Origin of the sequence: Streptomyces sp. NPDC089799, from assembly GCF_040684755.1 — a bacterium.
In the GTDB taxonomy this organism is placed as follows: domain Bacteria; phylum Actinomycetota; class Actinomycetes; order Streptomycetales; family Streptomycetaceae; genus Streptomyces.
Window position 1 is genome coordinate 40,044 of the sequence record NZ_JBFBGR010000014.1, and the last position, 24,266, is coordinate 64,309.

At 72.1% G+C, this 24,266-nt stretch carries 22 protein-coding genes, 1 tRNA gene and 2 pseudogenes; 8 read left to right on the forward strand and 17 right to left on the reverse strand.

Features of this window, described 5'->3' with window-relative positions:
* The first annotated feature begins 132 nt into the window (after positions 1-132).
* Both AB0O36_RS17610 and AB0O36_RS17615 read left to right on the forward strand, forming a co-directional pair.
* Positions 133-624 (forward strand): inorganic diphosphatase, encoded by a 492-nt coding sequence (locus AB0O36_RS17610; protein ID WP_125541818.1) that lies wholly within the window; start codon positions 133-135, stop codon positions 622-624.
* 443 nt (positions 625-1,067) lie between these two features.
* Positions 1,068-2,654, forward strand: coding sequence for a threonine/serine exporter family protein (locus AB0O36_RS17615; RefSeq protein ID WP_365111018.1), 1,587 nt, complete (start codon positions 1,068-1,070; stop codon positions 2,652-2,654).
* A 123-nt stretch (positions 2,655-2,777) separates the two neighbouring features.
* Here AB0O36_RS17615 and AB0O36_RS17620 read toward each other — a convergent pair.
* Together AB0O36_RS17620 and AB0O36_RS17625 are read right to left on the reverse strand one after the other, a co-directional pair.
* Positions 2,778-3,422, reverse strand: a pseudogene (locus AB0O36_RS17620) (VTT domain-containing protein); the annotation flags it as partial.
* Positions 3,423-3,642: 220 nt separating this feature from the next.
* Positions 3,643-4,401 carry a MerR family transcriptional regulator gene (locus AB0O36_RS17625; protein WP_365110711.1) on the reverse strand — a complete coding sequence of 253 codons (759 nt, stop codon included), beginning with the start codon at positions 4,399-4,401 and terminating at the stop codon, positions 3,643-3,645.
* 150 nt (positions 4,402-4,551) lie between these two features.
* On the opposite strand from AB0O36_RS17625, the gene AB0O36_RS17630 reads away from it, so the two are divergent.
* Positions 4,552-5,811: an ion channel protein gene (locus tag AB0O36_RS17630; protein WP_365110713.1), complete on the forward strand. Its 1,260-nt coding sequence runs from the start codon at positions 4,552-4,554 to the stop codon at positions 5,809-5,811.
* A 25-nt stretch (positions 5,812-5,836) separates the two neighbouring features.
* Here AB0O36_RS17630 and AB0O36_RS17635 read toward each other — a convergent pair.
* From AB0O36_RS17635 to AB0O36_RS17655, 5 genes and pseudogenes are all read right to left on the reverse strand, one after another.
* Positions 5,837-6,022, reverse strand: a pseudogene (locus AB0O36_RS17635) (ABC transporter permease); the annotation flags it as partial.
* A gap of 321 nt (positions 6,023-6,343) precedes the next feature.
* Positions 6,344-6,937 carry a PadR family transcriptional regulator gene (locus tag AB0O36_RS17640; RefSeq protein WP_365110716.1) on the reverse strand — a complete coding sequence of 198 codons (594 nt, stop codon included), beginning with the start codon at positions 6,935-6,937 and terminating at the stop codon, positions 6,344-6,346.
* Between the two features lie 157 nt (positions 6,938-7,094).
* A complete protein-coding gene (locus tag AB0O36_RS17645; protein WP_365110719.1) occupies positions 7,095-7,607 on the reverse strand; it encodes a DinB family protein in 513 nt (170 codons plus the stop codon).
* 131 nt (positions 7,608-7,738) lie between these two features.
* Positions 7,739-9,196, reverse strand: a complete 1,458-nt coding sequence (locus AB0O36_RS17650; RefSeq protein WP_365110722.1) for an aldehyde dehydrogenase family protein — start codon at positions 9,194-9,196, stop codon at positions 7,739-7,741.
* A gap of 117 nt (positions 9,197-9,313) precedes the next feature.
* Entirely contained in the window at positions 9,314-10,192 is an 879-nt protein-coding gene (locus tag AB0O36_RS17655) for a helix-turn-helix transcriptional regulator (protein WP_365110725.1), read from the reverse strand.
* A gap of 343 nt (positions 10,193-10,535) precedes the next feature.
* Here AB0O36_RS17655 and AB0O36_RS17660 point away from each other — a divergent pair, with 343 nt between their 5' ends.
* Positions 10,536-11,147 carry an ATP-binding protein gene (locus tag AB0O36_RS17660; RefSeq protein ID WP_365110728.1) on the forward strand — a complete coding sequence of 204 codons (612 nt, stop codon included), beginning with the start codon at positions 10,536-10,538 and terminating at the stop codon, positions 11,145-11,147.
* Positions 11,148-11,291: 144 nt separating this feature from the next.
* Here AB0O36_RS17660 and AB0O36_RS17665 read toward each other — a convergent pair whose 3' ends face one another.
* From AB0O36_RS17665 to AB0O36_RS17680, 4 genes are all read right to left on the reverse strand, one after another.
* On the reverse strand, positions 11,292-11,537 hold the full coding sequence (locus AB0O36_RS17665) for a DUF397 domain-containing protein (RefSeq protein WP_365110730.1): 246 nt from the start codon (positions 11,535-11,537) through the stop codon (positions 11,292-11,294).
* A 99-nt stretch (positions 11,538-11,636) separates the two neighbouring features.
* Complete coding sequence (locus tag AB0O36_RS17670) at positions 11,637-11,918, reverse strand: bS18 family ribosomal protein (RefSeq protein ID WP_365111020.1); 282 nt, start codon at positions 11,916-11,918, stop codon at positions 11,637-11,639.
* 36 nt (positions 11,919-11,954) lie between these two features.
* Complete coding sequence (gene cpt / locus AB0O36_RS17675; protein ID WP_365110733.1) at positions 11,955-12,488, reverse strand: chloramphenicol phosphotransferase CPT; 534 nt, start codon at positions 12,486-12,488, stop codon at positions 11,955-11,957.
* 81 nt (positions 12,489-12,569) lie between these two features.
* On the reverse strand, positions 12,570-13,787 hold the full coding sequence (locus tag AB0O36_RS17680) for a DUF2786 domain-containing protein (protein WP_365110736.1): 1,218 nt from the start codon (positions 13,785-13,787) through the stop codon (positions 12,570-12,572).
* A 455-nt stretch (positions 13,788-14,242) separates the two neighbouring features.
* Between AB0O36_RS17680 and AB0O36_RS17685 the strand changes: the two genes are divergently transcribed.
* Positions 14,243-16,036, forward strand: coding sequence for a bifunctional 3'-5' exonuclease/DNA polymerase (locus tag AB0O36_RS17685; RefSeq protein WP_365110739.1), 1,794 nt, complete (start codon positions 14,243-14,245; stop codon positions 16,034-16,036).
* Between the two features lie 25 nt (positions 16,037-16,061).
* Here the strand turns inward: AB0O36_RS17685 and AB0O36_RS17690 are convergent, their stop codons facing one another.
* From AB0O36_RS17690 to AB0O36_RS17700, 3 genes are all read right to left on the reverse strand, one after another.
* Positions 16,062-17,336 carry a hypothetical protein gene (locus AB0O36_RS17690; protein ID WP_365110742.1) on the reverse strand — a complete coding sequence of 425 codons (1,275 nt, stop codon included), beginning with the start codon at positions 17,334-17,336 and terminating at the stop codon, positions 16,062-16,064.
* A 75-nt stretch (positions 17,337-17,411) separates the two neighbouring features.
* Entirely contained in the window at positions 17,412-17,918 is a 507-nt protein-coding gene (locus tag AB0O36_RS17695) for a SigE family RNA polymerase sigma factor (protein WP_365110745.1), read from the reverse strand.
* 57 nt (positions 17,919-17,975) lie between these two features.
* Positions 17,976-18,452 (reverse strand): GNAT family N-acetyltransferase, encoded by a 477-nt coding sequence (locus AB0O36_RS17700; protein WP_365110746.1) that lies wholly within the window; start codon positions 18,450-18,452, stop codon positions 17,976-17,978.
* Positions 18,453-18,906: 454 nt separating this feature from the next.
* Between AB0O36_RS17700 and AB0O36_RS17705 the strand changes: the two genes are divergently transcribed.
* The 3 genes from AB0O36_RS17705 to AB0O36_RS17715 all read left to right on the forward strand — a co-directional run bounded on the left by AB0O36_RS17705 (position 18,907) and on the right by AB0O36_RS17715 (position 20,820).
* On the forward strand, positions 18,907-19,371 hold the full coding sequence (locus AB0O36_RS17705; RefSeq protein ID WP_365110749.1) for a hypothetical protein: 465 nt from the start codon (positions 18,907-18,909) through the stop codon (positions 19,369-19,371).
* 431 nt (positions 19,372-19,802) lie between these two features.
* Positions 19,803-20,258, forward strand: coding sequence for a helix-turn-helix domain-containing protein (locus AB0O36_RS17710; RefSeq protein ID WP_365110752.1), 456 nt, complete (start codon positions 19,803-19,805; stop codon positions 20,256-20,258).
* Positions 20,259-20,262: 4 nt separating this feature from the next.
* Positions 20,263-20,820, forward strand: coding sequence for a PIN domain-containing protein (locus tag AB0O36_RS17715; RefSeq protein WP_365110755.1), 558 nt, complete (start codon positions 20,263-20,265; stop codon positions 20,818-20,820).
* Positions 20,821-20,956: 136 nt separating this feature from the next.
* On the opposite strand, the gene AB0O36_RS17720 is transcribed toward AB0O36_RS17715, so the two are convergent.
* The 3 genes from AB0O36_RS17720 to AB0O36_RS17730 form a co-directional block, all read right to left on the reverse strand.
* Positions 20,957-21,030: transfer RNA gene (locus tag AB0O36_RS17720), tRNA-Thr, on the reverse strand.
* Between the two features lie 122 nt (positions 21,031-21,152).
* Positions 21,153-22,733, reverse strand: coding sequence for an alpha/beta hydrolase (locus AB0O36_RS17725; RefSeq protein WP_365110757.1), 1,581 nt, complete (start codon positions 22,731-22,733; stop codon positions 21,153-21,155).
* 208 nt (positions 22,734-22,941) lie between these two features.
* Entirely contained in the window at positions 22,942-24,153 is a 1,212-nt protein-coding gene (locus tag AB0O36_RS17730) for a DNA polymerase III subunit delta' (protein WP_365111022.1), read from the reverse strand.
* Between the last annotated feature and the right edge of the window lie 113 nt (positions 24,154-24,266).

Genomic DNA, 24,266 nt, shown 5'->3' on the forward strand with positions numbered 1-24,266 from the left:
GCGATCACGTACATGCGTGAGGGACACTTAACCACTGCGTCTTGCCGCGAGCATGGCACCCCGGCCCCAGGGCTGGGCCGGACGCGCTATCACTCGTTAGCAATGTGCTGGCTGGACATGGAGGAGCAGGACGTGGAGTTCGACGTCACCATCGAGATCCCGAAGGGTTCGCGGAACAAGTACGAGGTGGACCACGAGACCGGCCGGATCCGTCTGGACCGTCGCCTGTTCACCTCCACCAGCTACCCGACGGACTACGGCTTCGTCGAGAACACGCTCGGCGAGGACGGCGACCCGCTGGACGCGCTGGTCATCCTGGACGAGCCGACCTTCCCGGGCTGCCTGATCAAGTGTCGCGCGATCGGCATGTTCCGCATGACCGACGAGGCGGGCGGCGACGACAAGCTGCTGTGCGTGCCGGCCTCCGACCCGCGTGTCGAGCACCTGCGCGACATCCACCACATCTCCGAGTTCGACCGCCTGGAGATCCAGCACTTCTTCGAGGTCTACAAGGACCTGGAGCCGGGCAAGTCGGTCGAGGGCGCCAACTGGGTCGGCCGCACCGAGGCCGAGGCCGAGATCGAGCGTTCCTTCAAGCGCCTGCAGGAGCAGGGCGGCCACTGAGCCGGTCCGCGGATCCGCGGCGGCCAGGACGAGGTGACGGCCCCGGCACCCGGCCCGCGGGCCTGCGGCGCGCTTGCTCGACCGAGACGACGGGCGGTACCCCTGCGGGGGTGCCGCCCGTCGGCGTGTCCGGGGCCGGGAGCCGGGGAGCCCCGGGACGGGCCCGGCGGGGTCTGCGAGGGGCCGAGAGGGGCCCTGGAGGCCCGTGGGAGGGCCTCGCAGCCTGCCATCGCCCTGGATGAAACGATTCCGCATACTGATACCCGGGTGCCAGGACGGGAGGATGCGTGGCGGCGGAAGCCGAGGGAGCCGAGGACGCCGAGGGAGTCGACGAAGCCGAGGGGGTCGAGCCCGGGGATGCCGAAGGGGTCGAGCCCGGGGACGCCGAGGCGGTCGAGCCCGAGGACAGGAAGCCGGCGTCGGACGAGGCGCGCAGCGCGTTCGTGCCCCCGCCGGGCACCGGGCGAGGGCCCGGGCCCTCGGGGACCGAGGACGCCCCCACGTCGGAATTCGCTCTTCCGCCGGGCACCCATCCGGTTCCCGGCGAGTCCCGCGGATCCGCGTTCACCACGCCGAGCACCTACCGCGCCGCGCAGTCGCCGCCCGCGCACACGCCCGGGCAGGCGGCCGGCGCCGCCCTGGTGCGGATGACGGAGTCCCCGTGGCAGGACCGGATGCGGACCATGCTCCGGATGCCCGTGGACGTCCGCCCCGTGGCCGAGCCCGCCCAGAAGGCCGAGGCCGGGCCGGCCGTCGGCCGGGTCCTGGACCTCACCCTGCGCATCGGCGAGCTGCTGCTGGCCGGCGGCGAGGGATCGGAGGACGTGGAGGCCGCCATGTTCGCCGTGGCCCGCAGCTACGGCCTGGACCGCTGCGAGCCGACCGTCACCTTCACCGTGCTGTCGATCACCCACCAGCCCTCGCTGGTGGACCACCCGGTGTCGGCCACCCGCGCGGTGCGCCGCCGCGGCACCGACTACACCCGGCTGGCCGCCGTCTTCCGGCTGGTGGACGACATCAGCGCGCCCGAGGTCGAGATCACCCTGGAGGAGGCGTACCGGCGCCTCGCCGAGATCCGGCGCAACCGGCACCCGTACCCCACCTGGGTGCTCACCGCCGCTGCCGGACTGCTGGCCGGGGCCGCCTCCGTGCTGGTCGGCGGCGGCGTCCTGGTGTTCTTCGCGGCCGCGATCGGTGCGATGCTCGGTGACCGGCTCGCCTGGGTCTGCGCCGGCCGCGGGCTGCCGGAGTTCTACCAGTTCGTGGTGGCCGCGATGCCGCCCGCCGCGCTCGGCGTGGCCCTGAAGTTCGCGGAGAGCGACGTCCGCGCCTCCGCCGTGATCACCGGCGGCCTGTTCGCGCTGCTGCCCGGGCGCGCCCTGGTCGCGGCCGTGCAGGACGGCCTGACCGGCTTCTACATCACCGCCTCCGCCCGGCTGCTGGAGGTGATGTACCTGTTCATCGGGATCATCATCGGCGTGCTCGCGGTGATCTACCTCGGGCTGCAGCTGGGGGCCGCGCCGGACCCGGACGACGTGCTGCAGATCCCGTCCCGGCCGCTGCTCCAGATCGCGGCCTCGATGGTCCTGGTGTTCACCTTCGCGATCCTGCTCCAGCAGGAGCGGTCCACGGTGTGGATCGTGACGCTGAACGGCGGGGTGGCGTGGGTGACCTTCGGGGCGCTGACCGCCGGCGGGATCCCGCCGGTGCCGTCCACCGCGATCGCGGCCGGCCTGGTCGGCCTGTTCGGGCAGCTGTTCTCGCGCTACCGGTTCGCCTCGGCGCTGCCGTACGTCACGGCCGCGATCGGCCCGCTGCTGCCGGGTTCGGCGACGTACTACGGGCTGCTGTCGATCGCCGAGAACCGGCTCGACGTGGGCCTCGCCTCGCTGGTGAAGGCGGCCGCCATCGCGCTGGCCATCGCGATCGGAGTGAACCTCGGGTCGGAGACCTCACGGCTCTTCATGCGCATGCCGGGGGCGGCGAGCGCCGCCAAGCGCCGCGCGGCCAAGCGGACCCGCGGCTTCTGAGGGGAAACGTCGGTGGGGCCGGTCCGCCGTGGCGGACCGGCCCCACCGGGCACGGAGACGAAGGACCGGCTACCGCTTGGCGTGCCGGCCGCGGCCGTTCTGCGCCGGGGCGCTCTCGCCCGGGGCGAGGGCCTCGGACTCGGCGGCCTCGCGGGCCTCCTTGCGGGCCTTGAGCACCTCGAAGATCACCGGGATGACGGAGATCAGCACGATGCCGACCAGGATCGGCTCGACGTTCTCCTTGATGAAGCCGATCTGGCCGAGGAAGTAGCCCGCGACCGTGACACCGGCGCCCCAGCCGATGCCGCCGATGATGTTGTACGTCAGGAACGTGCGGTACTTCATCGAGCCGGCGCCCGCGACCATCGGGGCGAAGGTCCGGATGATCGGCACGAAGCGGGCGAGCACGATCGCCTTGGGGCCGTGCCGGTCCATGAACTCGTGCGCCTTGTCCAGGTTCTCCCGCTTGAACAGCTTGGAGTTCGGCCGGTTGAACAGCTTCGGACCGAAGAACTTGCCGATCATGTAGCCGACCTGGTCGCCGATGATCGCGGCGGCCACGATCAGCGTGCAGACCAGCCACAGCGGCTGCGTGATGTACTTCCCGTCCGCCACCAGCAGGCCGGCCGTGAACAGCAGCGAGTCGCCCGGGAGGAAGGCGAACAGGCCCGACTCCGCGAACACGATGACCAGGATGCCGATGAGGCCGAACTCCGAGATCAGGTAGTCCGGCGAGAGCCACTCCGGGGCGAGGGCGAGCGTGTACACGAGATCCGGGCTCCTGAGTTCGGGGGGCGGTGCGGAGGACGGTTGCTCCTCGATTATCAACGCACACCGCAACCCGCCGGTTCCAGGCCCCGGCCCGGGGGAACCACCCGGTCCGCTCCCCGGGTCCGAGGTCCGTTCCCCGGGTCCGAGGCCACCCCTCCCCCGGGTCCGAGGCCACCCCTCCCCCCGGGTCCCCGGCCGCCCGTTCCCGGTCCGCGCCTCAGACCCGGCGCACCGCGTTGGCGGTGATCGCGTCCCTCAGGTGCTCGGCGAGGCCGGGCCGGATGCCGTCGTAGAACGCCTTGAACCGCTCGTCCGCGACGTACATGTCGGCCAGGCAGGTGTGCATCTCGTACGAGCAGTCGTAGAACCAGCGGCCGATGTGTTCCCGGTGCTCTTCCGCCATGTCCATGGCCCGCTCGCCGTCGGCCGGCTCGCCGGCCTCCATCAGCGCCGAGTAGCGGGCCCCCCAGTCGGCGGCCTCGTCCTGCATCCGCCGCCAGTCCTCCTTGGTGTAGGTGGCGGCCCGGCGCTGGGACTCGGCGTAGAGCTCGGTGCCGCCCCAGCGTTCCTCGGCCTCCGCCTCGTACCGCGCGGGGTCCTTGTCCCCGAAGACCTCGAACCGTTCCTCGGGGGTGAGGTTGATGCCCATCTTCTGTGCCTCCATCGCGTGTTCGACGGCCTTGGCCATCTCCTGGAGCCGCCCGATCCGTTCCGTCAGCAGGGCGTGCTGCCTGCGCAGGTGCTGCCGGGGATCGGCGTCGGGGTCGTCCAGCAGGACCGCGACCTCTTCGAGCGGAAAGCCGAGCTCCCGGTAGAACAGGATCTGCTGCAGACGGCCCAGGTCGGCGTCGTCGTACCGCCGGTGGCCGGCGCCGCTGCGGCCGCTCGGGGAGAGCAGCCCGATCTCGTCGTAGTGGTGCAGGGTGCGCACCGTGACTCCGGCGAAACCGGCCACCTGGCCCACGGAGTAGCCCATCGCTTCCGCTCCTTCCTTCTCCGCTGTGCGGGTACGCGCTTCACTGTGGGCCCTGACGTGACGTGAGGTGCAAGTCCCCGGCCGGGCGGTGGCGGGGTGCACCCCGAGCGCCTCCGCGATACGGACGAATTGTCCGTTTACGTTAGGCGGATGACGCGTTCCGCCCGTGCTCTGCTCCCCACGATCCTCCCCGCGCTGGCGGTCGGAGTCGGCTGCGCCCTGCTCTTCGTCGGGGTGAGCTGGGCCGCCGAGCAGTTGGAGGGGGTGCTGTGGGGGACCCTGCCGGACGCGGTGGGCCTGGGCCCGTACTCGATCCCCTGGATGATGATCGTACTGACGGCCACCGGCGCGGTGGAGGGCCTGGTGGTGTGGAAGGTCTACGGGCACGCCGGCCCGGACCCGGCCACCAGCGGGCTGGTGGAAGCGCCGATGGACCCCCGCTGGGTGCCCGGCCTGCTGCTGGCCGGCGGACTGACCCTGGCCGGCGGGGTCAGCCTCGGCCCGGAGAACCCGATCGTCGCGGCGAACGTGGCCCTGGTCTTCGCACTGGGGCACCGGTTGTTCCCGGGCTGGCCGGGCCCCCTGTGGGTCGGGATGGCCGTGGCGGGCACGGTCGGCGCCCTGTTCGGCACGCCGGTGGCGGCGGCCCTGATCCTCACCGAGACGATGGCCGCAGGCCCCAAGGACCCCACCCCGCTGTGGGACCGGCTGTTCCCGCCGCTGGCGGCCGCCGCGGCGGGCAGCCTGACCACCTCCCTGATCTCGGAGCAGAGCTTCAGCACCTCGCTGTCCGACTTCTCCGGGCCGGGCTGGGCCGATCTGCTGGCCGCCCTGGTGGTGGCCTCGGCGGCTGCGGTGCTGGGCCTGGCCGGCGTGTACGCCTTCCCGTACGTGCACCGGGTGTTCCACAAGGTCCGGCACCCGGTGCTGATGCTGACCGCCGGTGGTGCGGTGCTCGGTCTGCTCGCGGCCCTCGGCGGCCGGCTCACGCTGTTCAAGGGCCTGGCCGAGACCCGCGAGCTGACCGAGACCGCGTCCTCGTACGGGTTCGGGGCGCTGCTGCTGATGAGCGTCGTCAAGCTGGCCGCCCTGGTGGTGGCCGCCGGCTCCGGGTTCCGGGGCGGCCGGATCTTCCCGGCGGTGTTCATCGGGGTCTCGTTCGGCCTGTCCGCGCACGCCCTGGTGCCGGCCGTGGACCCCGTGGTGGGCCTCACCTGCGGGGTGCTGGGCGTCCTGCTGGCGACCACCCGGCAGGGCTGGCTGAGCCTGTTCACGGCGGCCGTGCTGGTCCCGGCGCCGGGGGTGATCCCGATGCTGTGCCTGGCGTTGCTGCCGGCCTGGCTGCTGGTGACCGGCCGCCCGCTGATGCAGCTGACGGCGGACGGCCGGTCGGTGCGCGGAGCGGGCTGATCCAGCCCGCTCCGCAAGACACGATCTAGCGGCCGAGTCCGCGGAAGCGGCCCACCGCCAGGGGGAAGAACACCGCGAGCAGCAGGAGCGGCCAGGCCACAGCCAGCAGGCCGGCGTGCTCGGCGGCCCACGAGGAGGACGCGGCCGCCTGATTGCCGAACAGGTCCCGGACCGCCGTGGCGGTCGCCGACATCGGGTTCCACTCCACGACTTCTTGCCGGCCCCGTTGGGGCCGAGGACGGCGTGCACGGTGCCGGGTGCCACCTCCAGGTCGAGGCCGCAGAGGGCCGGTTTCCCGCCGTACCGCTTGTGGACGCCTTCCAGCACGATCACCAGAACCGCTCCCTGGTGGTCAAATTTGAGTAGCCGGTCGGCCGGGATAGGGCAGGCGCGCGCGGCTAGTCAAACTTGATTACGCGGTGACGCGGGTGCTGCCGCCGGATTCCCGGGGGCCCTCCCGGCCGGGTTCGCCGGGCCGGTTTCGCCCGGTGGGGCTCACCCAGCCGGGCTTCACGGTCGCCGGCGGGCTCCGCTACTCGGCCAGGACGCCCTCGAAGGGATCGCCGCCCTCGCCCGCGAAGGCGTACGCGCCGCCCTCGATCCGGCCGATCAGCCCCCGGGTCCACTCCGCCTCCACATCGGCCGCGTGCACCCACATGTACATGATCTCGCCGATGTGCCCGAGCTGCCCCGGGCCGCCCTCCGGCGTGTAGTAGTCCGTCACGGACGCCCGCCACTCGGCGAGCCCCTCCAGCCTGTGCCGCAGCAGGTCCAGCGTCTCCGCCCGCGGCAGGTCCGGCATGAAGCCCAGCGCCGCCGCGAGCGAGTCGCGCTTCTGGTCGTACGAGGACAGTGCCGCGCGCAGCAGCGCGAAGTACTCCACGCCGCCCGCGACGGTCAGTTCGTACTCGGTGCGCGGCGGCCCGCCCGCCGTGCTCGGGGCCACCTCGTGCTCGTGCAGCAGGCCCTGCTTGGCCATCTGCTTGAGCGCGTGGTAGATCGAGCCCGGCTTGGCGTTCGACCACTCGTGGGCGCCCCAGAACTCCAGGTCGTTGCGCACCTGGTAGCCGTGGGCGCGGCCGTGCCGGCGGACCGCGCCGAGGACGAGGAGCCTGATCGCTGACATGCGGCCAGGCTATCCAGTCGCGGCGGGGGGCCGGTCGGTCGGGCGGCCGGGAGGTCGGACGGGCGGCCCGGAGGCCGGGCGGGGGCCCGGAGGTCAGGCGGGCGGCCCGGAGGCCGGGCGGCCTTGGCTTCGGGAGGTCAGGCCGCCAGGCGGCCGGTCAGCCCATGGCCTTGGTGCCGTCGATCGACTCCCGGAGGATGTCCGCGTGGCCGGCGTGCCGGGCGAACTCCTCCACCAGGTGCAGCAGCAGCCAGCGCATCGAGACCTTGGCGTCCTTGGGGAACCAGGGGGCCTCCGGCAGCGGGAAGGTCTCGTCCAGGTCGGGCCGCGAGTTCACCAGCGCGGTCAGCTCCGCGGTGACGTCCTCCCAGAAGGCCAGCACGCCGGGGATGGTCTCGCCGTCGGTCAGCCGGAAGCCGTCCTGCCAGGCGGTCCGCCCCTCCATGCGCTCGTTCGGGCGCTGCTGCGCCATCCGCAGCCAGGCCAGCTCGGTCTCGGCCACGTGCTTGAGCAGCCCGGAGAGCGAGAGCTCGCTGGCGCTGGGCCGGCTCGCGGCCTGCTCCTCGGTGAGCCCGGCCGCCGTCTCCCGGAGCGCCGCCCGCTGGGACTCCACGAACGCCAGGAGCGTGCCGCGCTCGTCGCCCAGGACCTCGGTGGAAATCTGCGCCATGACCAACCGCCTTCACTGTCTGTCGTCCTTGTCGGGGGTCCTCCCGCCGACAAGAACCACGTTAGGGGGGCTTGCGGTCAGATTCCGTCCTAGATGACGGTGTTCCGAAGGGGAAGCAAGAGGAAGCCCGTTCAGAACGGGAACCGGGTGCGGCCGTGCTGGACGGAGATCCACTTCTGGGTGGTGAACGCCTCGACGGTCGCCTCGCCGTTGAGCCGGCCCAGCCCGGAGGCCTTCTCCCCGCCGAAGGCGGCGAGCGGCTCGTCGCCGATGGTGGAGTCGTTGACGTGGATCATTCCGGTCTCGATCCGCTCGGCGAACTTCACGCCGCGCTCCACGTCCCGGGTGTGCACCGCCCCGCTGAGCCCGTACGGGGTCGCGTTGGCCAGCCGTACGGCCTCTTCCTCGCCGTCGAAGACGACGAGGAGGGCGACCGGGCCGAAGATCTCCTGGCCCATCAGCGGTGAGTCCTCGGGGAGGCCGGTGAGCACGGTGGGCTCGACCAGGTTGCCGCGCGTAGAGCCGCGGACCAGTGCCGTGGCGCCCTCCTCGACCGCGTCGTCGACGAGCTTGGTCAGCGCCTCGGCGTGGAAGGGGTTGATCAGCGGCCCGATGTGGGTGTCCGCGTCGTGCGGGTCGCCGGTGCGCAGGGCGCGGACGCGGGCGGTGAACTTCTCGGTGAACTCCTCGGCGACGGAGCGGTCGACGAGGATCCGGTTGGCCGCCATGCAGACCTGGCCCTGGTAGACGAAGCGGCTGAAGACGGCGGCGTCGACGGCGTAGTCGACGTCCGCGTCGTCGAGCACGACCAGCGCGCTGTTGCCGCTGAGCTCCAGGACGGTCCGCTTGAAGTGACGGGCGGCGACCGCGCCCACGTGCCGTCCGACCCGGTCCGATCCGGCGAAGGAGATCACCTTGGGGACGGGGTGGGTCAGGAGCGCGTCGCCTATCTCGGCTATGTCGGTGACCAGGACGTTCAGCAGGCCGGCGGGCAGCCCGGCGTCCTCGAAGATCTTCGCGATGACCCCACCGCCGACCACCGGGGCGTTCTGGTTCGGCTTGATCACGACGGCGTTGCCGAGGGCGAGGGCGGGGGCGACGGACTTCAGGGTCACCAGGAGGGGGAAGTTGAACGGGCTGATCACGGTGACCACGCCGACCGGGAGGCGCTGGACGCGGTTCTCCTTGCCGCTCACCGGGGAGGGCAGGATCCGGCCCTCGGGGCGGACGGCCAGCTGCGCGGCCTCGCGGAGGAACTCCTTGGAGAGGTGGACCTCGTACTCGGCCTTGGGGCGGGTGCCGCCGAGTTCGTCGATCATCGCCTCGACGATTTCCTTCTCGCGCTCCTCGGTGATGTGGAGGGCGCGTTCCAGGACCGCTCGTCTGGTGTAGGGGCTGGTGGCGGCCCATTCGACCTGGGCCCGCTCGGCGGCACGGTAGGCCCGGTCCACCTGGTCGGTCGTGGCGACCGTGATCGCGGCGAGCTTCTCCCCGTTGTAGGGGTTGACGTCGATGATGTCCCACGATCCGGTTCCGGCCAGCCACTCGCCGTCGATGTACTGGTGAGCCAGGTCCTCGAATATGGACATGCCATCCCTTACTGCAGGCGCGCACCCGTGCGCTGCACCGGAGACTGATCAGACGTCATACTACGTGCGAATCAAGACAGTTGGAGCGGGCCACACAAGACGGTTGGGGTCGGCAGGTCAGGAGAGCTGGAGCAGACCGCGGAGGAGGTCCCGGGTCTGGCCGGGGTCGGGGCAGTCGCGCTGGAGGCGCTCCATCGCCCTGCCGTACTGCGCCACTTCCTCGTCCTTGTCCAGGTAGAGGGCACTGGTGAGCTGTTCCAGATAGACGATGTCCTGGAGGTCGGACTCGGGGAACCGGAGCAGGGTGAACGCTCCGCTCTCGCCCGCGTGGCCGCCGAAGGAGAAGGGCATCACCTGGAGGCGCACGTTGGGCCGCTGGGAGATCTCGATCAGGTGTTCCAGCTGGCCGCGCATCACGGCCCGGTCGCCGTACGGGCGGCGCAGCGCCGCCTCGTCGAGCACGGCGTGGAACAGCGGGGCGTTCTCGGAGACCAGTACCTTCTGCCGCTCCTGGCGGAGGGCGACGCGGCGGTCGATCTCGGCCGGGGTGGCACCGGGCATGCCGCGGCTGACCACGGCGTGCGCGTACGCCTCGGTCTGCAAGAGGCCGTGGACGAACTGGACTTCGTAGATGCGGATGAGTGAGGCCGCGCCCTCCAGTCCCACGTAGGTCTGGAACCAGCCGGGCAGTACGTCGCCGTAACTGTGCCACCAGCCGGCCGCGTTGGCCTCGCGGACGAGTCCGAGGAGCGATTCGCGCTCGGCTCCGTCGGTGACTCCGTAAAGCGTGAGGAGGTCCTCCACGTCCCTTGCCTTGAAGCTCACCCTTCCCAACTCCAAGCGGCTGATCTTCGATTCGGATGCGCGGATCGAGTAGCCGGCCGCCTCGCGGGTGATCCCGCGGGATTCACGGAGCCGCCTGAGCTGCGAGCCCAGGAGGATGCGGCGCACCACAGAACCGCTGGCTTCTGCGGTCACGAGTCCTGCCCTCCCCATCGCGTCGAGTGCGTGCTGTGCGTCGTGTGCGTCGCTGGGACCCCCGTATGCCCAGGGCCCGAAGTCTGCCACCAAAACGCATCGGGCCGTACTCGTTCTGTAACGGAATCCGGCTTCACGGAAAAGAAGTCCGTAAGTGAACGGCGGAAGAAATGCCCAAGAACCATCACGGGAGCGGACAGTTGGGGCGCGTGCACGTGCATCTGCCCTTGCATCCGGCTGCGGCATTGGGAACGATGGTGCCGCGCACCTGCGTGCTTTCCGCGCCGGCGCGGGACCCACCCCGCAGTTCTTTCCTGGACACAGCCAACCGCTCCGTCCGCGAATCCCGGGAGTGCCTCGCATGGGGATGAATGGATCGACCATGCTCGAGCCGTTACGGCAGGGGCTGCCCCCGGTCGACCCCACGGCCGTCTCCGGGTCCGCTTCCTGTGCGCTGCCCGCCCGCTACGAGGCCGTGCGCGGCGCCCGTTCCTTCACCAGGTCGACCCTGGGCCAGTGGGGGCTGGAGGAGCGCTTCGACGACGTGGCCCTGGTCGTCTCCGAACTCGTCACCAACGCGCTGCGGCATGCGCTGCCGCAGGACGGGCCGGGCGGGGAACCGGGGTGCGAGCTGGGTGGGGGCCTCGGTGGGGGGCTGGTCGTGGAGCCGGGCCGGGCGCCTGGCCGGGAGCCGGGGCGGGAGTCCGGGCGGGAGCCGGGGCGGGAGCCCGAGCCGCCGGTCCGGTTGCACCTGATGCGCTGGAGCACGCGGCTCGTGTGCGCGGTCCGGGATCCCAGCGAGGACACCCCAGGGGGGTCGTTCGCGCCGGAGAAGACGGACGAGAACTGCGACGCGGAGTCCGGGCGCGGGCTGTTCCTCGTGGACTCCTACAGCGACAGCTGGGGCTGGCACCCGCTCGCCGGTCGCCTGACGGGCAAGGTCGTCTGGGCGCTGTTCCGGCTGCAGGACTGAGCGGGGACCGAGCGGGGCTTGAGCACGACTTACACGCCACAGTGGCCGGGACTGATCACTGCGATCGGTCCCGGCCAGTGCACGTGCATGGCGCGATCTTGAGGGTTCTGCCGGTCGGCGGCGGCTCGCCCGGTGGGTCAGCGATCAGCTGATGAGGTGATCGAATTCACCGTCCTTGGCACCCAGCAACAGCGCTTCTATCTCGGCCGGCGTGTAGACGAGCGCAGGCCCGTCCGGGAACCGCGAATTGCGCACGGCAACGTCGCCGCCCGGCAGCTTGGCGAACTCCACACAGGAACCCTGCGAGTTGCTGTGCCTGCTCTTCTGCCAGGTCAGGCCGTACATAGAAGCCAGTTCTGCAGCTGCCATCCCGTTGTACGCGTGGTCCACAGGAAGCCCCCGAAAGCAGATGTCAACTGCACCGGATCATAGCTGTGTTCATGGGCGTATGCATGGGCAGATGCACGTGCACGCGGGGTGGTCCCTTGATCACTTACCGGTGGGTTCGCGGGGCGGCAGAGCCGTTTCGCGGGTGCTTCCGGTGGCTCGGTCCAGGTCACACTGCTGACGCACACGCATGCGGGACACCTGTCGGCTCCGGATCTTGCCCCGATCGGATGCGAACTTACGGAGCAAAGCGCAGCGCTTGTAGCCAATGTACGTACTCCGGACTGCGCTTGAGGGGGCGGGGTGGGTGGGGCGGGGGTGGGCCTGGCTTCGCGTGGGCGTGCGGATGGGGCAGCCTGGAAACCCCCGCGCGGAGCGCGGCAGGGCGCACGCGCGGAGCGCCGGCCGCCATCGCCCCGTTCAACCCACCCGCGCAGCGATCACCCGCGCGCAGGCCAACGCCTCCGCCGCCGTCGTATCGACCTCCAGGTCGTACCGCACGGCGCGGTGCACCAGCTCCGCCTGCCCCGCCGCCATCCCCCGGGCCCGGTCCCCACGGGCGATCTCGCGGGCCGCCGCGACCTCCGGCGCGCACCGGACGCCGACCCAGAGGACCTCAAGGCCGTCCAGGGCCTTCCGCCAGCGGTCCTGGGACTCCGCCCCGCCGAGGAAGACGTCGTCGACGATGATCCGGGCGCCGGCGCGGGCCATCGCGGCGACGCCCACCATCCAGGCCGCTTCCAGCGCGCGGAACTGCGGGCCGATGCCGACCTCGCCGTCCGGCGCGAACTCGATGCCCTCGGAGGACTCCCGCATGGACACGGGCATCGCGTCCACCAGTGAGTCGACGGCGGCGGCCAGCCACGGTTCCGGCAGGATCTCCTGCAGGCACCGGACGATCCCGGACTTGCCCGAGCTGGAGCCACCGTTCAGCACGATCACCTGAGTTGTCACCGCGTCACAGTAGGGATGCCCACAGCACGACCCGAAGCGATTTTCGGGCGCCGGGTCGTCAGGCCCCCGGCCGCGAGACCGTCATCGGCGCCGTGAGGGGACCTCGGGGCGCCTGCGCCCCATCTGTGCCGCGTCGGCGGCCGCCGTGCCGTCCTGCCAGCCCGCGTGGTCGGTCGCTCCGCGCAGCCGGGTCGTCGTGGTGCGCGGGAACATCTCCTCCGCCCGCTCCCCCACCGCGACGTCCCGGGCGACCAGCGCGGGCAGCAGCCCCGCACTGTCCGCCGTCCCGGCCGCCTCGTCCGCCGCTGCTTCCGCGGCGTGCTCGGCCGTCTCGGCCAGCCGGTGGCCCAGCCGGCTGGCGTAGGCCAGGAGGAAGGACTGTCGGAACGTCTTGGTCCGTTTACGTCCGCCGGCCCGCTGGCCGGCCTCCGCACGGGTCATCGCCGCCGTGCCCTGCACCAGCAGCGAGGTGTACAGGAGCTCGACCGCCTCCAGGTCGCTCTCGAAGCCCACCACCGTGGAGAACTCGAAGGAGCTGTTCCACACCGCGCGGCAGCGGTTCGCCGTGGCGACCGCGTCGAGCAGCACCGCCTTCGCCTCCTCGTACGGCGGTTCCACCCCGATCCGGCAAGCCCCCGGGGTCTGCGCCGGTCCGCCGCCCCGGACCGCCAGCAGCGCTTCGTCCACCGTGTGCCGGGCCATCAGCTCCTGCGCCTTCGCGCTGAGCGCCTCCGCCTCCTCGGGGAAGTTCGTCGCCTCGGCCTTGGCGAGCAGGGCCCTGATGCGGGCCAGCATGCGCGGCTCCATGTGTGCGGCCTCGGGCAGGTCCGCCGGGTCTCCCGGGACCGGGCCGACCGGTTCGATCGACGGCAGCCGGATCAGCAGCCGCAGCACCTCCAGGACGGCGGTGGCGAGCGCGAACCGGTCCGCCTTCTCGCGTCGCGCGAGCTGTTCGGCGTACGACTCGTCCCCGCCCCACCACGCCTCGTGGGCGGTCCAGCGGGCGGGCAGGCGCGCATAACGGCGGCCCTCCGCGGCGAAGAGGTCCTCGGTGATCCGCTGGTGTCGCGGGTCGAGGTCGCGCCGGACCAGGCGGAGGACGTCGGCGGGCTGCCATCCCCGTTCCCACGCCTGCCGTACGTAGGCCTGGCCGCGGGAGAGCAGGACCTGACCGACCGGCCCCCAGCCGGACGCATCGGCGGCGATCAGCGAGGCCCCGGCGTCCAGCCCGGCATCGTCCTGGGCGTAAAGGGCCGCGGCAAAAGCACGCTCGACGGTCTCGACGGGACTCTTCGACATCACCCCTCCACCCTCTCACCCACTCTCCTGCCTCCCTCTCCCGCACTCCCGCATGCCGCCCCCGTGCGGGCCCACGGGCCCGATGCCGCCCCCGTGTACCTACCGGCCGTGCCCCGGCCGTGTCGGGGCACGGCGGCCGTACGCCACGCCGTGTGGGCAGGCGTGCCGCAGGGCGATGGGGGCCCCTGTTCGAGCGAAGTCGAGAACGTGGGGGTGGGGGTCCCCCCCGGACGGAGTCCGGGGGGGAGGTGGGCACACGGCACCCCCGGTCCCGCGAGGGCTCGCGCAGCTCCCCCGCACCCCCGACCCCGCTCATGGGGCCGCCCCCGGGACGGGCGGAGCTCCGCGGGCCCGACCGCGCCCCCGCGGACCCGCTCGCCGGGAGCGCCACGTCGGGGTGGGCGGACCCGCGCGCCGCGACCCGGTTGTCGGAGGCGGCTGCCACACTCGCACTCATGAGCGAACCGGCAGCCCGCCGGCTGCTCGCCGAGGACGGCGACGGCCGCTGGATCGCCATGCCCGTCCCCACCCCGTGGCCCGGCCCCGCCCCGGCCGCAGGGGCGGCGGGTCAGGGGCCGGGCCACGGCCAGGCCACACCCGCACCCGCACCCGACCCCGCCACCGCCGTGCGCACCGCCCCGCCCCACACCCGCTGGGTATGGCGGTCCACCGCCGCCGTCTACCCCCGCCTCCTCGCCGCCGGCATCCGCGTCGAGCGCTGTTACGACATCGAGGCCGCCGAGGCGCTGCTCCTCGGGCACGAGGGGCGGTCCGGCCTCCCCCGGTCCGCCGCAGCCGCCTGGGCGCGGCTCACCGACAGCCCCGTACCGCCGGATCCGCCGCAGCGCGCCGCCGAGCCCGGCGGCCGTACCCAGTCCTCCCTCTTCGACCCGCAGCCGGCCGCCCCGCTCCCGCCCGAGGCCCTGCTCGCGGTCTATGCCGACCAGATGCGCCGGCACGACGCCACCGGGCACCCCGACCGGCTGCACCTGCTGACCGCCGCCGAGTCCGCCGGTTTCCTGGTGGCCTCCGAGATGCACCGGGCCGGTCTGCCCTGGCGGGCCGACGTACACCGCGCCCTGCTGACCGAGCTGCTCGGGGAGCGGTACGCGGGCGGCGGCGAGCCGCGCCGCCTCGCCGAGCTCGCCGACCAGGTGTCGGCCGCCTTCGGCCGCCGTGTCCGCCCCGATCTCCCGGCGGACGTCGTCAAGGCGTTCGCCGGGGACGGCATCAGGCTGCGGTCCACCCGGCGCTGGGAGCTCCAGGAGCTCGACCACCCCGCCGTGGCACCGCTGATCGCCTACAAGAAGCTGTACCGGATCTACACCGCCCACGGCTGGAGCTGGCTCAAGGACTGGGTGCACGAGGGCCGGTTCCGGCCCGAGTACGTCCCGGGCGGCACGGTCACCGGCCGCTGGGTGACCAACGGCGGCGGTGCCCTGCAGATCCCCAAGGTGATCCGGCGGGCCGTGGTCGCCGACCCCGGCTGGCGGCTCGTCGTCGCCGACGCCGACCAGATGGAACCGCGCGTCCTCGCCGCGATCTCCCGGGACCCCGGCCTGATGGAGATCGCGGGCCGCCCGGAGGACCTGTACGCCTCGGTCTCCCGGCACGGCTTCTCCGGCGACCGCGACCAGGCCAAGCTGGCCGTGCTCGGCGCGGTGTACGGCCAGACCTCCGGCGACGGCCTGAAGAACCTGGCCGCCCTGCGCCGCCGCTTCCCGCGCGCGGTCGCGTACGTCGACGAGGCCGCGCGGGCCGGCGAGGAGGGCCGCCTCGTACGGACCTGGCTGGGCCGCACCTGCCCGCCCGCGGCCGGCTCCGGCGAGGCCGGCGAAGAGGCCGGCATCCCCCAGGCGGCCGGGCCCGGCGAGGAGGCCGGGGACGGGTACGGCGGCGAGGGCGGGGCGGCCGGCGGCGACGAGTGGACGCCGGGCTACGCCTCCACCAACACCCGGGCCCGCGGCCGCTTCACCCGCAACTTCGTCGTGCAGGGCAGTGCCGCCGACTGGGCCCTGCTGATGCTCGCCGCGCTGCGCCAGGCCATCGCGGCCGGCGGACTCCGTGCCGAACTGGTCTTCTTCCAGCACGACGAGGTGATCGTGCACTGCCCGGCGGAGGAGGCGGAGGCCGTCACCGGGCTGATCCGGGCCGCCGCCGACCGGGCCGGACGCATCGCCTTCGGCGAGACCCCGGTCCGGTTCCCGTTCACGACGGCCGTGGTGGAGTGCTACGCGGACGCGCGATGACGACCAGCCGCGCGCCCGGCCCCGCTCAGTGGAACCACTTCGGGCTGAGCGCGATCTGCTTGAGCTGCTCCATCGTCAGGGCCGGTTCGGCGCGGGTGGCCGCGGTGTCCTGGTTGCCGGTGTTGAAGGCGGAGACCAGGACCCGCCTGCCGTCGGGGCGCAGGGTGTCGACGCTCCACCAGACGACGTTCCTGCCGCCCTTCTCGCCGGGCTTCTGCTCCGCCCTCACCCTGGTGCCGTCGGGCAGCACGGTCACCCCGGGCCCGCCGAACAGCTGGGCGCGCGTCTTGCCCATGAGCCCCCCTGCCTCGGCGGACACCTGGACCAGCGACTTGCCCTTGCCGTCGTCGAGCACGACGAAGCCGTGGGTGCCCTCGCCGCCCTTGTCGACGACCCGTGCCCCGTGCTCCACCAGGTCCTCCAGCACCTCCACCGCCACCGGGCCGGACATCGGCGGGATCGGCTTCTCCACCGGCGCGGGCGGCAGGTCGTTCAGGGCCGGGTGCCAGGTGTCGGAGGTGACCAGGGTCTTCATCTGCGTCAGGTCCAGGGGCGGGAGGGGCCGGGTCACCGGCGCGCCCTTGTCAGCCGGTGCGTTCCACTCGGAGGCGTCGAGCAGGAAGCCCTGCGGGGTGACCAGCGTGGCCCGCCACACCTTGGTCTCCACCCGCCGGTCGGCGTACTCGTATCCCTTGAACAGCAGCAGCCTGGATCCGTCGGCCAGCTTCTCGGACGTGCAGCTGTCGAAGCTCAACACGGCCTGCGACGGGCAGACGACCATCTGGTCCGCCGGGCCGCTGTTCGGGTCGATGCGCGACAGTGCGAGGCTGATGGCGGCCCTGCCCTTGCCGTCGTCGTAGACGCCGCTGACCATCGGGGACTCGTCGGTGCCGCGGGCCTCGGTGTCGGTGATGCGCGTACCGCCCTGGGGGACCAGGGCCTTGAAGGTGGCGACCATCTGCTCGGCCGTGACGGCGCCGGTGCCGACCGTACGGTCGCCCTTGCCGTCGGACGCGTCCTTCCCCGTGCCGGACCCCGACGAGGACGCAGGAGCGGCGACGTTCACCGCGCCGGCCCCGCCGGCCCCGCCCTCCCCGCTGCCGAACAGGCCGCCGGCGTAGGCGCCGACGGTGCCGACCGCCGCCATCGCGAGCACCGTGCCGGTGACCACGGCCGCCCGCCTGCGGGCCACCATGCGGCGCCCGCGCAGCTCACCACCGTCCACCAGGACGCGCTGATCGGGCGTGAAGCCCTCCCCGGTCCGCCGGAGGGCTTCGCCGAGGTCGTCTTCGAAGGGCATGAGGAACCCCCACCTTCCACCATTGGGTCGCGAATGCTCGAACGATCGAATGAACGGGCCGGATCCGGCCCCGGGTCAGCGCGCCGCCAACTCCGTGAGACTGCCGCCCAGTTGCTCCCGCAGGCGGGCGAGCGCGCGCGAGCTGCGGGTCCGTACGGCGGACGAGCTGACGTTCATCACGTCGGCGGTCTCCTCCACGCTGCGGTCCTCCCAGTAGCGCAGCACCAGCACCGCCCGGTCCTTGGGCCCCAGCTGCCCCAGGGCCTCCAGCAAGGTCATCCGCAGCGCCGGATCCCCGCCTCGGGCGGCCGCGTCCGGGACCTCACCCACCGGCCGTTCGGCGGCCGAGCGCCGCCGCCGGTGGGTGAGGAAGGCGCGTACGAGCACGGTCTGCGCGTACGCCGCGGGGTTGTCGATGCGGGAGGCCCGTCCCCAGAGCAGGTACATCCGCCCCAGGGTCTCCTGCACGAGGTCCTCGGCGAGATGCGTGTCCCCGCTGGTCAGCAGACAGGCCGACCGGTACAGCTGCCCGGTCCGCCCCTCCGCGAACTCCCGGAATCCCTCCCGGCCCCGCTGCCGCATCCGCTCCCCCTAGCCGTCCGTCCCACCCCTACGACGCGACGGCTGGGGGAAAATGTTTCAGCGGTCCCCGGGAATCTCCGCCAGGTCGTGGAAGTAGGCGTGGAACTCCTCGCGGACGAAGCCGTCCGCCTCGTAGAGCGACTGCGCGACCTCGTTGTCGTACGCCGTCTCCAGCTGCACCCCGGACGCCCCGGCCTCCCCGGCCCGCCGCAGCACCTCGCGCAGCAGCGCCCGCCCCGCCCCGGTACGCCGCCCGTCCTGCGCGACGTACAGGTCGTTGAGCACCCACAGCGGAGCCATCGAGAGCGACGAGAAGGTCCGGTAGACCTGCGCGAACCCGACCGTGCCCCGCCCCGGCACGGACGCCAGCAGCACCAGGGACTCCCCGCGCCGCATCCGCTCGGCCAGGAACGCCCGCGGCCCGTCCGGGTCTTCGACCGCCACCTCGTAGAAGTCCAGGTACCCGCGGAACAGCTCCGCGGCCACGTCGAGGTCCTGCTCCCCCGCGACCCGCACCTCGGCGGTGTCACCCATGTCCGTCTCCCCTCGTCTCCCCTGCGCGCCCCGCACCATTCTCCGCTCGGCGCCGTGCCCCCGCACCGCCCTCCGGAAAACCGAAAGACCCAGGTCACGGATGGTGTGACCTGGGTCTTCTCGGAGCCGCCTTCGGGATTCGAACCCGAGACCTACGCATTACGAGGCCCGACAAGATCATCCCGGCTAGTGCCGGAAAATGTCGCACAATCCCGTTTCCCCAGGTCAGAGACCCAAGCCCCGCAACCCACGTGCCACCCAATCCACCCCGTGCCACCCCGTCCGCTCACGCAGCGCTCACGCACGAGATCAGCATCCAGGCGCCACGGTTACGGGTAGTCAGCATGCCAATCTGCTGATCACTCTTCGTAGTGGACCACCTCTCGGGGGCAGCACCCTGCGCGGACGGCAGGAGTTCCGATCTACAGACACACTCCGCCAGAAGGGAACACCGATGGGCAAGCGCTCCACAGCACGCATCATCGCCGCTCTCGCCGCGACGGCTGCGCTGGCCGTCTTACCTCCAGCCGAGGCGCACGCCGGCGCCATCGGCTCGACGCCCGTGGCCACCTTCGACTACCAAGTCGGAGGCGTCACGATGAAGGTCCCTACGGGATGCATGTTCACCCACATCATCCGCGGCGACGGCAAGAACATCACCTACCAGAACGCCGGCGTGGACTGCGGCTTCGTCGGAGCCCTGAACGCCGGTTTCTGCAACTGGCGCATCGACTTCACCTACGCGGACACCGACAACAAGATCTACCGCACCTCACGCGGCAAGACCCACACCGAGCGCAAGATCAACCCGATGCGGGACAACGCACCCCAGAAGCTGCCCCGCTACGGAAAGGCCTGCGCGTACATCAACGTCAACGGCGTTCGTCGGGCCGGCCAGTGCCACCACATCACGAAGTGAGCCGCACATCACCAACCAGCCCACCCCCGAGGAACCCACGTGGGAAGCCAAGCGCCGTCGCGCCGGCATCACCGCCTTCCTCACCGGCGCCGCCGCGTCCTTCGCCTTCTTCGCCTTCTTCCCCGGCCTCCCCCACGTGATCGACTGGGGCGCGATCCTCGTCTCGCTCGCCCTCGGGGGGCTGGTCCGCTGGGCATGGCTGGCCCGCATCACGAAGAAGCACGCCGATCTGGGCTGAAGCCCGACCGGGTACGCGCTACCTCAGGCCGTAGCGGGCCGCGCGGTCAGCCCCCGCGCACCCGCCCGCCTCGCTCGCCACAGCACCACGGCACCAGAACGAACCTTGTTGCGGTTATTGCGAATGCTGCAGATAATGCGGTTAAGGGTTGCCTCATCGCGACTCAGACGCCACATGAAGGGACGGTCACTCAATGAGCACGTCGACCGCTCGGCCCACGCCCCCGTCCGGGGCGAATGCCGACTTCGCGGCCCGGGCCCTGATGCCCGTAAAGAGGTCCCTCGCGCGCTCCCCTCGCGCCGAACGGATCCGCTTCCGGATCGAGGACGCAAATGCCGATCTTGAGCTGCCCCGAGAGGCCGTGGAACTGCTGGCGACCGTATTGAGCCACATGGCCGCAGGCCGCGCCGTCTCCATCGTCCCCGAACACGCCGAGCTGACCACGCAGCAAGCCGCTGACATGCTGAACGTGTCCCGGCCGTTCCTGATCGGACTGCTGGACGCTGGCGAAATCGACTACCGGAAGGTCGGCACCCACCGCCGGATCAAGGCGCAGTCCCTGCTTGAGTACCAACGCCAGGACGACCAGAAACGACGGGCGGCAGCAGACGAACTAACGGGCCTGAACCAGGAGATGGGGCTGATCTGACCCCGTGGCGTTCATCGTCGTATACGACGCCTGCGTCCTGTACCCGAGCACGCTGCGCGATCTTCTGATCCGCATAGCCCAAGCCGGGCTCGTGCAGGCCAAATGGACCGAACGGATCCTCGATGAGGTCTTCGCGAATCTTCAGGCCAACAGGCCAGACCTCGAGCCTGCGAGGTTGACCCGTACACGTGAGTTGATGATGCGCGCTGTCCGGGACTGCCTCGTCAAGGACTACGAGCCCTTGGAGTCGGCGCTTGACCTGCCGGACGCCGATGACCGTCACGTGCTCGCTGCCGCCGTCAAGTCCCGGGCTCAACTCATCGTCACCAACAACCTCAAGGACTTCCCCGACGAGACGCTGAGTACGTGGAACGTCGAAGCCGTCTCCGCGGACGACTTCGTCTTGGCCCAGATCGACCTCGATCGCCAGAGGGTCTTTGCCGCCGTCCAACAGATCGCCGACTCATGGCGAAATCCGCCCGGGGTCGCGGGCGATGTGCTTGATCGCCTGGAGCGAGACGGCCTCTTGGAGTCGGCCGCCGCCCTTCGCGCTGGCCGGTAGCTCGGGGCCAGTTCCCCCGATCCGGCGCTCACGCATGCTCACGCACAGGGTTCCAGGCTCCGGCCGCCACCTGCCGACGGGCCTAGCGGAAAGGCAAAACCCCAGGTCACGGGCAATGTGGCCTGGGGTTTCTCGGAGCCGCCTTCGGGATTCGAACCCGAGACCTACGCATTACGAGTGCGTTGCTCTGGCCAACTGAGCTAAGGCGGCAAGCTGCGCAGACAATCGTCCCATCGCGGAAAGGCTGTCATCAGCAGCGGCGCTAAGTCTACAGGGTCAATCCAGGTGCCCCGCACCAGGTCGTCGGCCGTGGCGCGGGGCGGGGGTGCAGGTCAGCACTTCTTGCCGGCCGCGGGTGTGGTGCCCTCCAGGAGGTAGCGGTTGATCGCCGTGTCGATGCAGTCGCTGCCACGCCCGTACGCCGTGTGGCCGTCGCCGTCGTACGTCAGCAGGACGCCCGAGTCGAGCTGGCCCGCCAGGCCCTGGGCCCACTTGTACGGGGTCGCGGGGTCCCGGGTGGTGCCGACCACCACGATCGGCGGCGCGCCCTTCGCCTCCAGGCGGTGGGCCGTGCCGGTGGCCTTGGCCGGCCAGTACGCGCAGTTCAGCGAGGCCCAGGCGAAGCCCGCGCCGAACACCGGGGAGGCCTTCTCGAAGGAGGGCACGGCGGCCGTCACGGCGGCCGGACCGGTGAAGGCCGGCGGCTGGTCCAGGCAGTTCACGGCGGCGTTGGCGTACATCAGGTTGGCGTACGAACCGTCCGGCTCGCGCTCGTAGTAGCTGTCCGCGAGGCTGAGCAGGCCGGCGCCGTCGCCGTCCATGGCCTGGGTGATCGCCTCGCGCAGCTGCGGCCACGCCGACTCGTCGTACAGCGCGGCGATCACTCCGGTGGTGGCGAGGGCCTCGCCGAGCGGGCGGGCGGGTTCGCCGGTCGGCACCGGCTTGGCGTCGAGGGTGCGGAAGAAGTCCCTCAGCCGCTGCGCCACCTGGTCGGTGTTCCCCCGGCCCAGCGGGCATTCGGCCTGCTTGGCGCAGTCCCGGGCGAAGGAGCGGAAGGCGGTCTCGAAGCCGGCGGTCTGGTCCCGGTTGAGGTCGATCGCCGAGCGGGTCGGGTCCATCGCGCCGTCGAGCACCAGCCGGCCGGCCCGGCCCGGGAAGAGGTCGGCGTAGGTGGCGCCGAGGAGGGTGCCGTACGAGGCGCCGACGTAGGTCAGCTTCTCGTCGCCGAGCACCCCGCGCAGCAGGTCGAGGTCCCGGGCCGCCTCCACCGTCGAGACGTGCGGGAGGACGCGGCGGGAGCGCTCCTGGCAGCCCGCCGCGAACTCCTTGAACGCCTCGACCAGCTTCGCCTGCTCCGCGGCGTCGTCCGGGGTCTGGTCGACCTGGGTGTACGCGTCCATGCGGGGCCCGGTCAGGCACTCCACCGGGGAGCTGCGGGCGACCCCGCGCGGGTCGATGGAGACCATGTCGTAGCGGGCGCGCACCTGCGCCGGGTATCCGATGCCCGCGTACGCCTGCAGGTAGCCGATGCCGGAGCCGCCGGGTCCGCCCGGGTTGACCACGAGGGAGCCGAGCCGCTTGCCGGGGCCGGTGGCCTTCTTGCGGGCCACCGCGAGCTCGACGTCCTGGCCGGACGAGGGGTGCGCGTAGTCCAGCGGCGCCTTCATCGTGGCGCATTCGAAGCCGGGGACGCCGCACTCCCGCCAGCGCAGCTTCTGCGCGTAGTACGGGCGGAGGGCCGCGGAGGGCTCCTCCGGGACGGCGGGTGCGGCATGGGCCGCGCCGCTGCCGGTGGCTCCGCCGGCGGAGGCCGAGGCGCGCTGGGCCGAACCGCTCGTGGTGCACCCGGAGAGCAGCAGACCGGCGGCTGCGAGCACGGTCCCTGTGGTGCGCAGCAGACGACTGGTGTCCATCTCTGGAGCGTACGTCCTCCCGCCCGCCCAGTGGTGATCTTGCGCGGCCGGGTACGCCCGCCCGGCCCCTTCCGGCACCCTCCCGGGGCCGGTGCCCGCCCGTACGGGTGAGCGGTCAACCGGGGTGGGGGAGGGAGCCGGGAGGGGCCGGCGGCAGAACGGCGCGGCGCGGGGCGGTCCGGGGCAGGCCCGGGGGCGCCTGCCGTGGTCAGCCGGCGCGGAGGGCCATCGTCATGGCCTCGACCGCGAGCAGCGGCGCCACGTTGCGGTCCAGCGCTTCCCGGCAGGCGATGATCGCCTCGATGCGGCGCAGGGTCCGCTCGGGGCCGCCGGCCCGGGCCACCCGGTCCAGGTCGCCCCGTATCTCCTCGTTGGCGATGGCCACCGAGGAGCCCAGCTGGAGGGCCAGCACGTCCCGGTAGAAACCGGTCAGGTCGATGAGCGCGAGGTCGAGGCTGTCGCGCTGGGTGCGGGTGCGGCGGCGCTTCTGCTTGTCCTCCAGCTCCTTCATCACGCCCGCCGTGCCGCGCGGCATCCGGCCGCCCGTCCCGGCGGAGGCGCCCAGCGCGGCCTTCAGGTCCTCGGTCTCCTTGGCGTCGACCTCCTCCGCGACCTGCTTGGCGTCCTCCGCGGCCGCGTCGACCAGCTCCTGCGCGGCCTTGAGGCAGGCCCCCACGTCGTCCGTGCGGAGCGGCAGCCGCAGCACGGCCGCGCGCCGGGCGCGGGCGCGCTCGTCGGTGGCCAGGCGGCGGGCCCGCTCGATGTGCCCCTGGGTGGCACGGGCGGCGGCCGCGGCCACGGTCGGCTCGATGCCGTCGCGGCGGACCAGGAGGTCGGCGACGGACTCCACCGAGGGGGTGCGCAGGGTGAGGTGCCGGCAGCGGGACCGGATGGTGGGCAGCACGTCCTCCAGGGAGGGCGCACAGAGCAGCCAGACGGTCCGCGGGGCCGGTTCCTCGACGGCCTTGAGCAGCACGTTGCCCGCGCCCTCGGTGAGCCGGTCGGCGTCCTCCAGCACGATGACCTGCCAGCGGCCCACGGCCGGTGAGAGCTGGGCCCTGCGGACCAGGTCGCGGGTCTCCTTGACGCCGATGGACAGCAGGTCCGTACGGATGATCCGGACGTCCGCGTGGGTGCCGACCAGGGTGGTGTGGCAGCCGTCGCAGAAACCGCAGCCGGGCGCGCCGCCGAGGGCTCGGTCCGGGCTGGTGCACTGCAGGGCCGCGGCGAAGGCCCGGGCCGCGGTGTCCCGGCCGGAACCGGGAGGTCCGGTGAACAGCCAGGCGTGCGTCATCTTGGACGCGGCGGGCACCGGCCGCCCCGCCTCGACCGCGCTGACCAGTACGTCGGCGTCCCGCGCGGCCGCGGTCAGCTGCGCCTCGACGCGCTCCTGGCCCACCAGGTCGTCCCATACGGCCATTCCGCCGCCTCCGTCCACTTCCACGTACATGTGCGCGGTGCGTGCCCCGCCGACCATTGTGGCGGCGGCCACTGACAGGCCGCCGCACCCCGTACGGACACGCCCGCGGCGGC

What these genes read in the sequence shown, in the direction of transcription:
- AB0O36_RS17625 (WP_365110711.1), bottom strand. Translation starts at nt 4,401, where the DNA reads ATGGGCTACTCCGTGGGCCAGGTGGCCGGTTTCGCCGGAGTCACGGTG.
- AB0O36_RS17630 (WP_365110713.1), top strand. Translation starts at nt 4,552, where the DNA reads ATGACGCGTTCCGCCCGTGCTCTGCTCCCCACGATCCTCCCCGCGCTG.
- AB0O36_RS17640 (WP_365110716.1), bottom strand. Translation starts at nt 6,937, where the DNA reads ATGTCAGCGATCAGGCTCCTCGTCCTCGGCGCGGTCCGCCGGCACGGC.
- AB0O36_RS17645 (WP_365110719.1), bottom strand. Translation starts at nt 7,607, where the DNA reads ATGGCGCAGATTTCCACCGAGGTCCTGGGCGACGAGCGCGGCACGCTC.
- AB0O36_RS17650 (WP_365110722.1), bottom strand. Translation starts at nt 9,196, where the DNA reads ATGTCCATATTCGAGGACCTGGCTCACCAGTACATCGACGGCGAGTGG.
- AB0O36_RS17655 (WP_365110725.1), bottom strand. Translation starts at nt 10,192, where the DNA reads ATGGGGAGGGCAGGACTCGTGACCGCAGAAGCCAGCGGTTCTGTGGTG.
- AB0O36_RS17660 (WP_365110728.1), top strand. Translation starts at nt 10,536, where the DNA reads ATGGGGATGAATGGATCGACCATGCTCGAGCCGTTACGGCAGGGGCTG.
- AB0O36_RS17680 (WP_365110736.1), bottom strand. Translation starts at nt 13,787, where the DNA reads ATGTCGAAGAGTCCCGTCGAGACCGTCGAGCGTGCTTTTGCCGCGGCC.
- AB0O36_RS17685 (WP_365110739.1), top strand. Translation starts at nt 14,243, where the DNA reads ATGAGCGAACCGGCAGCCCGCCGGCTGCTCGCCGAGGACGGCGACGGC.
- AB0O36_RS17690 (WP_365110742.1), bottom strand. Translation starts at nt 17,336, where the DNA reads ATGCCCTTCGAAGACGACCTCGGCGAAGCCCTCCGGCGGACCGGGGAG.
- AB0O36_RS17695 (WP_365110745.1), bottom strand. Translation starts at nt 17,918, where the DNA reads ATGCGGCAGCGGGGCCGGGAGGGATTCCGGGAGTTCGCGGAGGGGCGG.
- AB0O36_RS17700 (WP_365110746.1), bottom strand. Translation starts at nt 18,452, where the DNA reads ATGGGTGACACCGCCGAGGTGCGGGTCGCGGGGGAGCAGGACCTCGAC.
- AB0O36_RS17705 (WP_365110749.1), top strand. Translation starts at nt 18,907, where the DNA reads ATGGGCAAGCGCTCCACAGCACGCATCATCGCCGCTCTCGCCGCGACG.
- AB0O36_RS17710 (WP_365110752.1), top strand. Translation starts at nt 19,803, where the DNA reads ATGAGCACGTCGACCGCTCGGCCCACGCCCCCGTCCGGGGCGAATGCC.
- AB0O36_RS17725 (WP_365110757.1), bottom strand. Translation starts at nt 22,733, where the DNA reads ATGGACACCAGTCGTCTGCTGCGCACCACAGGGACCGTGCTCGCAGCC.
- AB0O36_RS17730 (WP_365111022.1), bottom strand. Translation starts at nt 24,153, where the DNA reads ATGGCCGTATGGGACGACCTGGTGGGCCAGGAGCGCGTCGAGGCGCAG.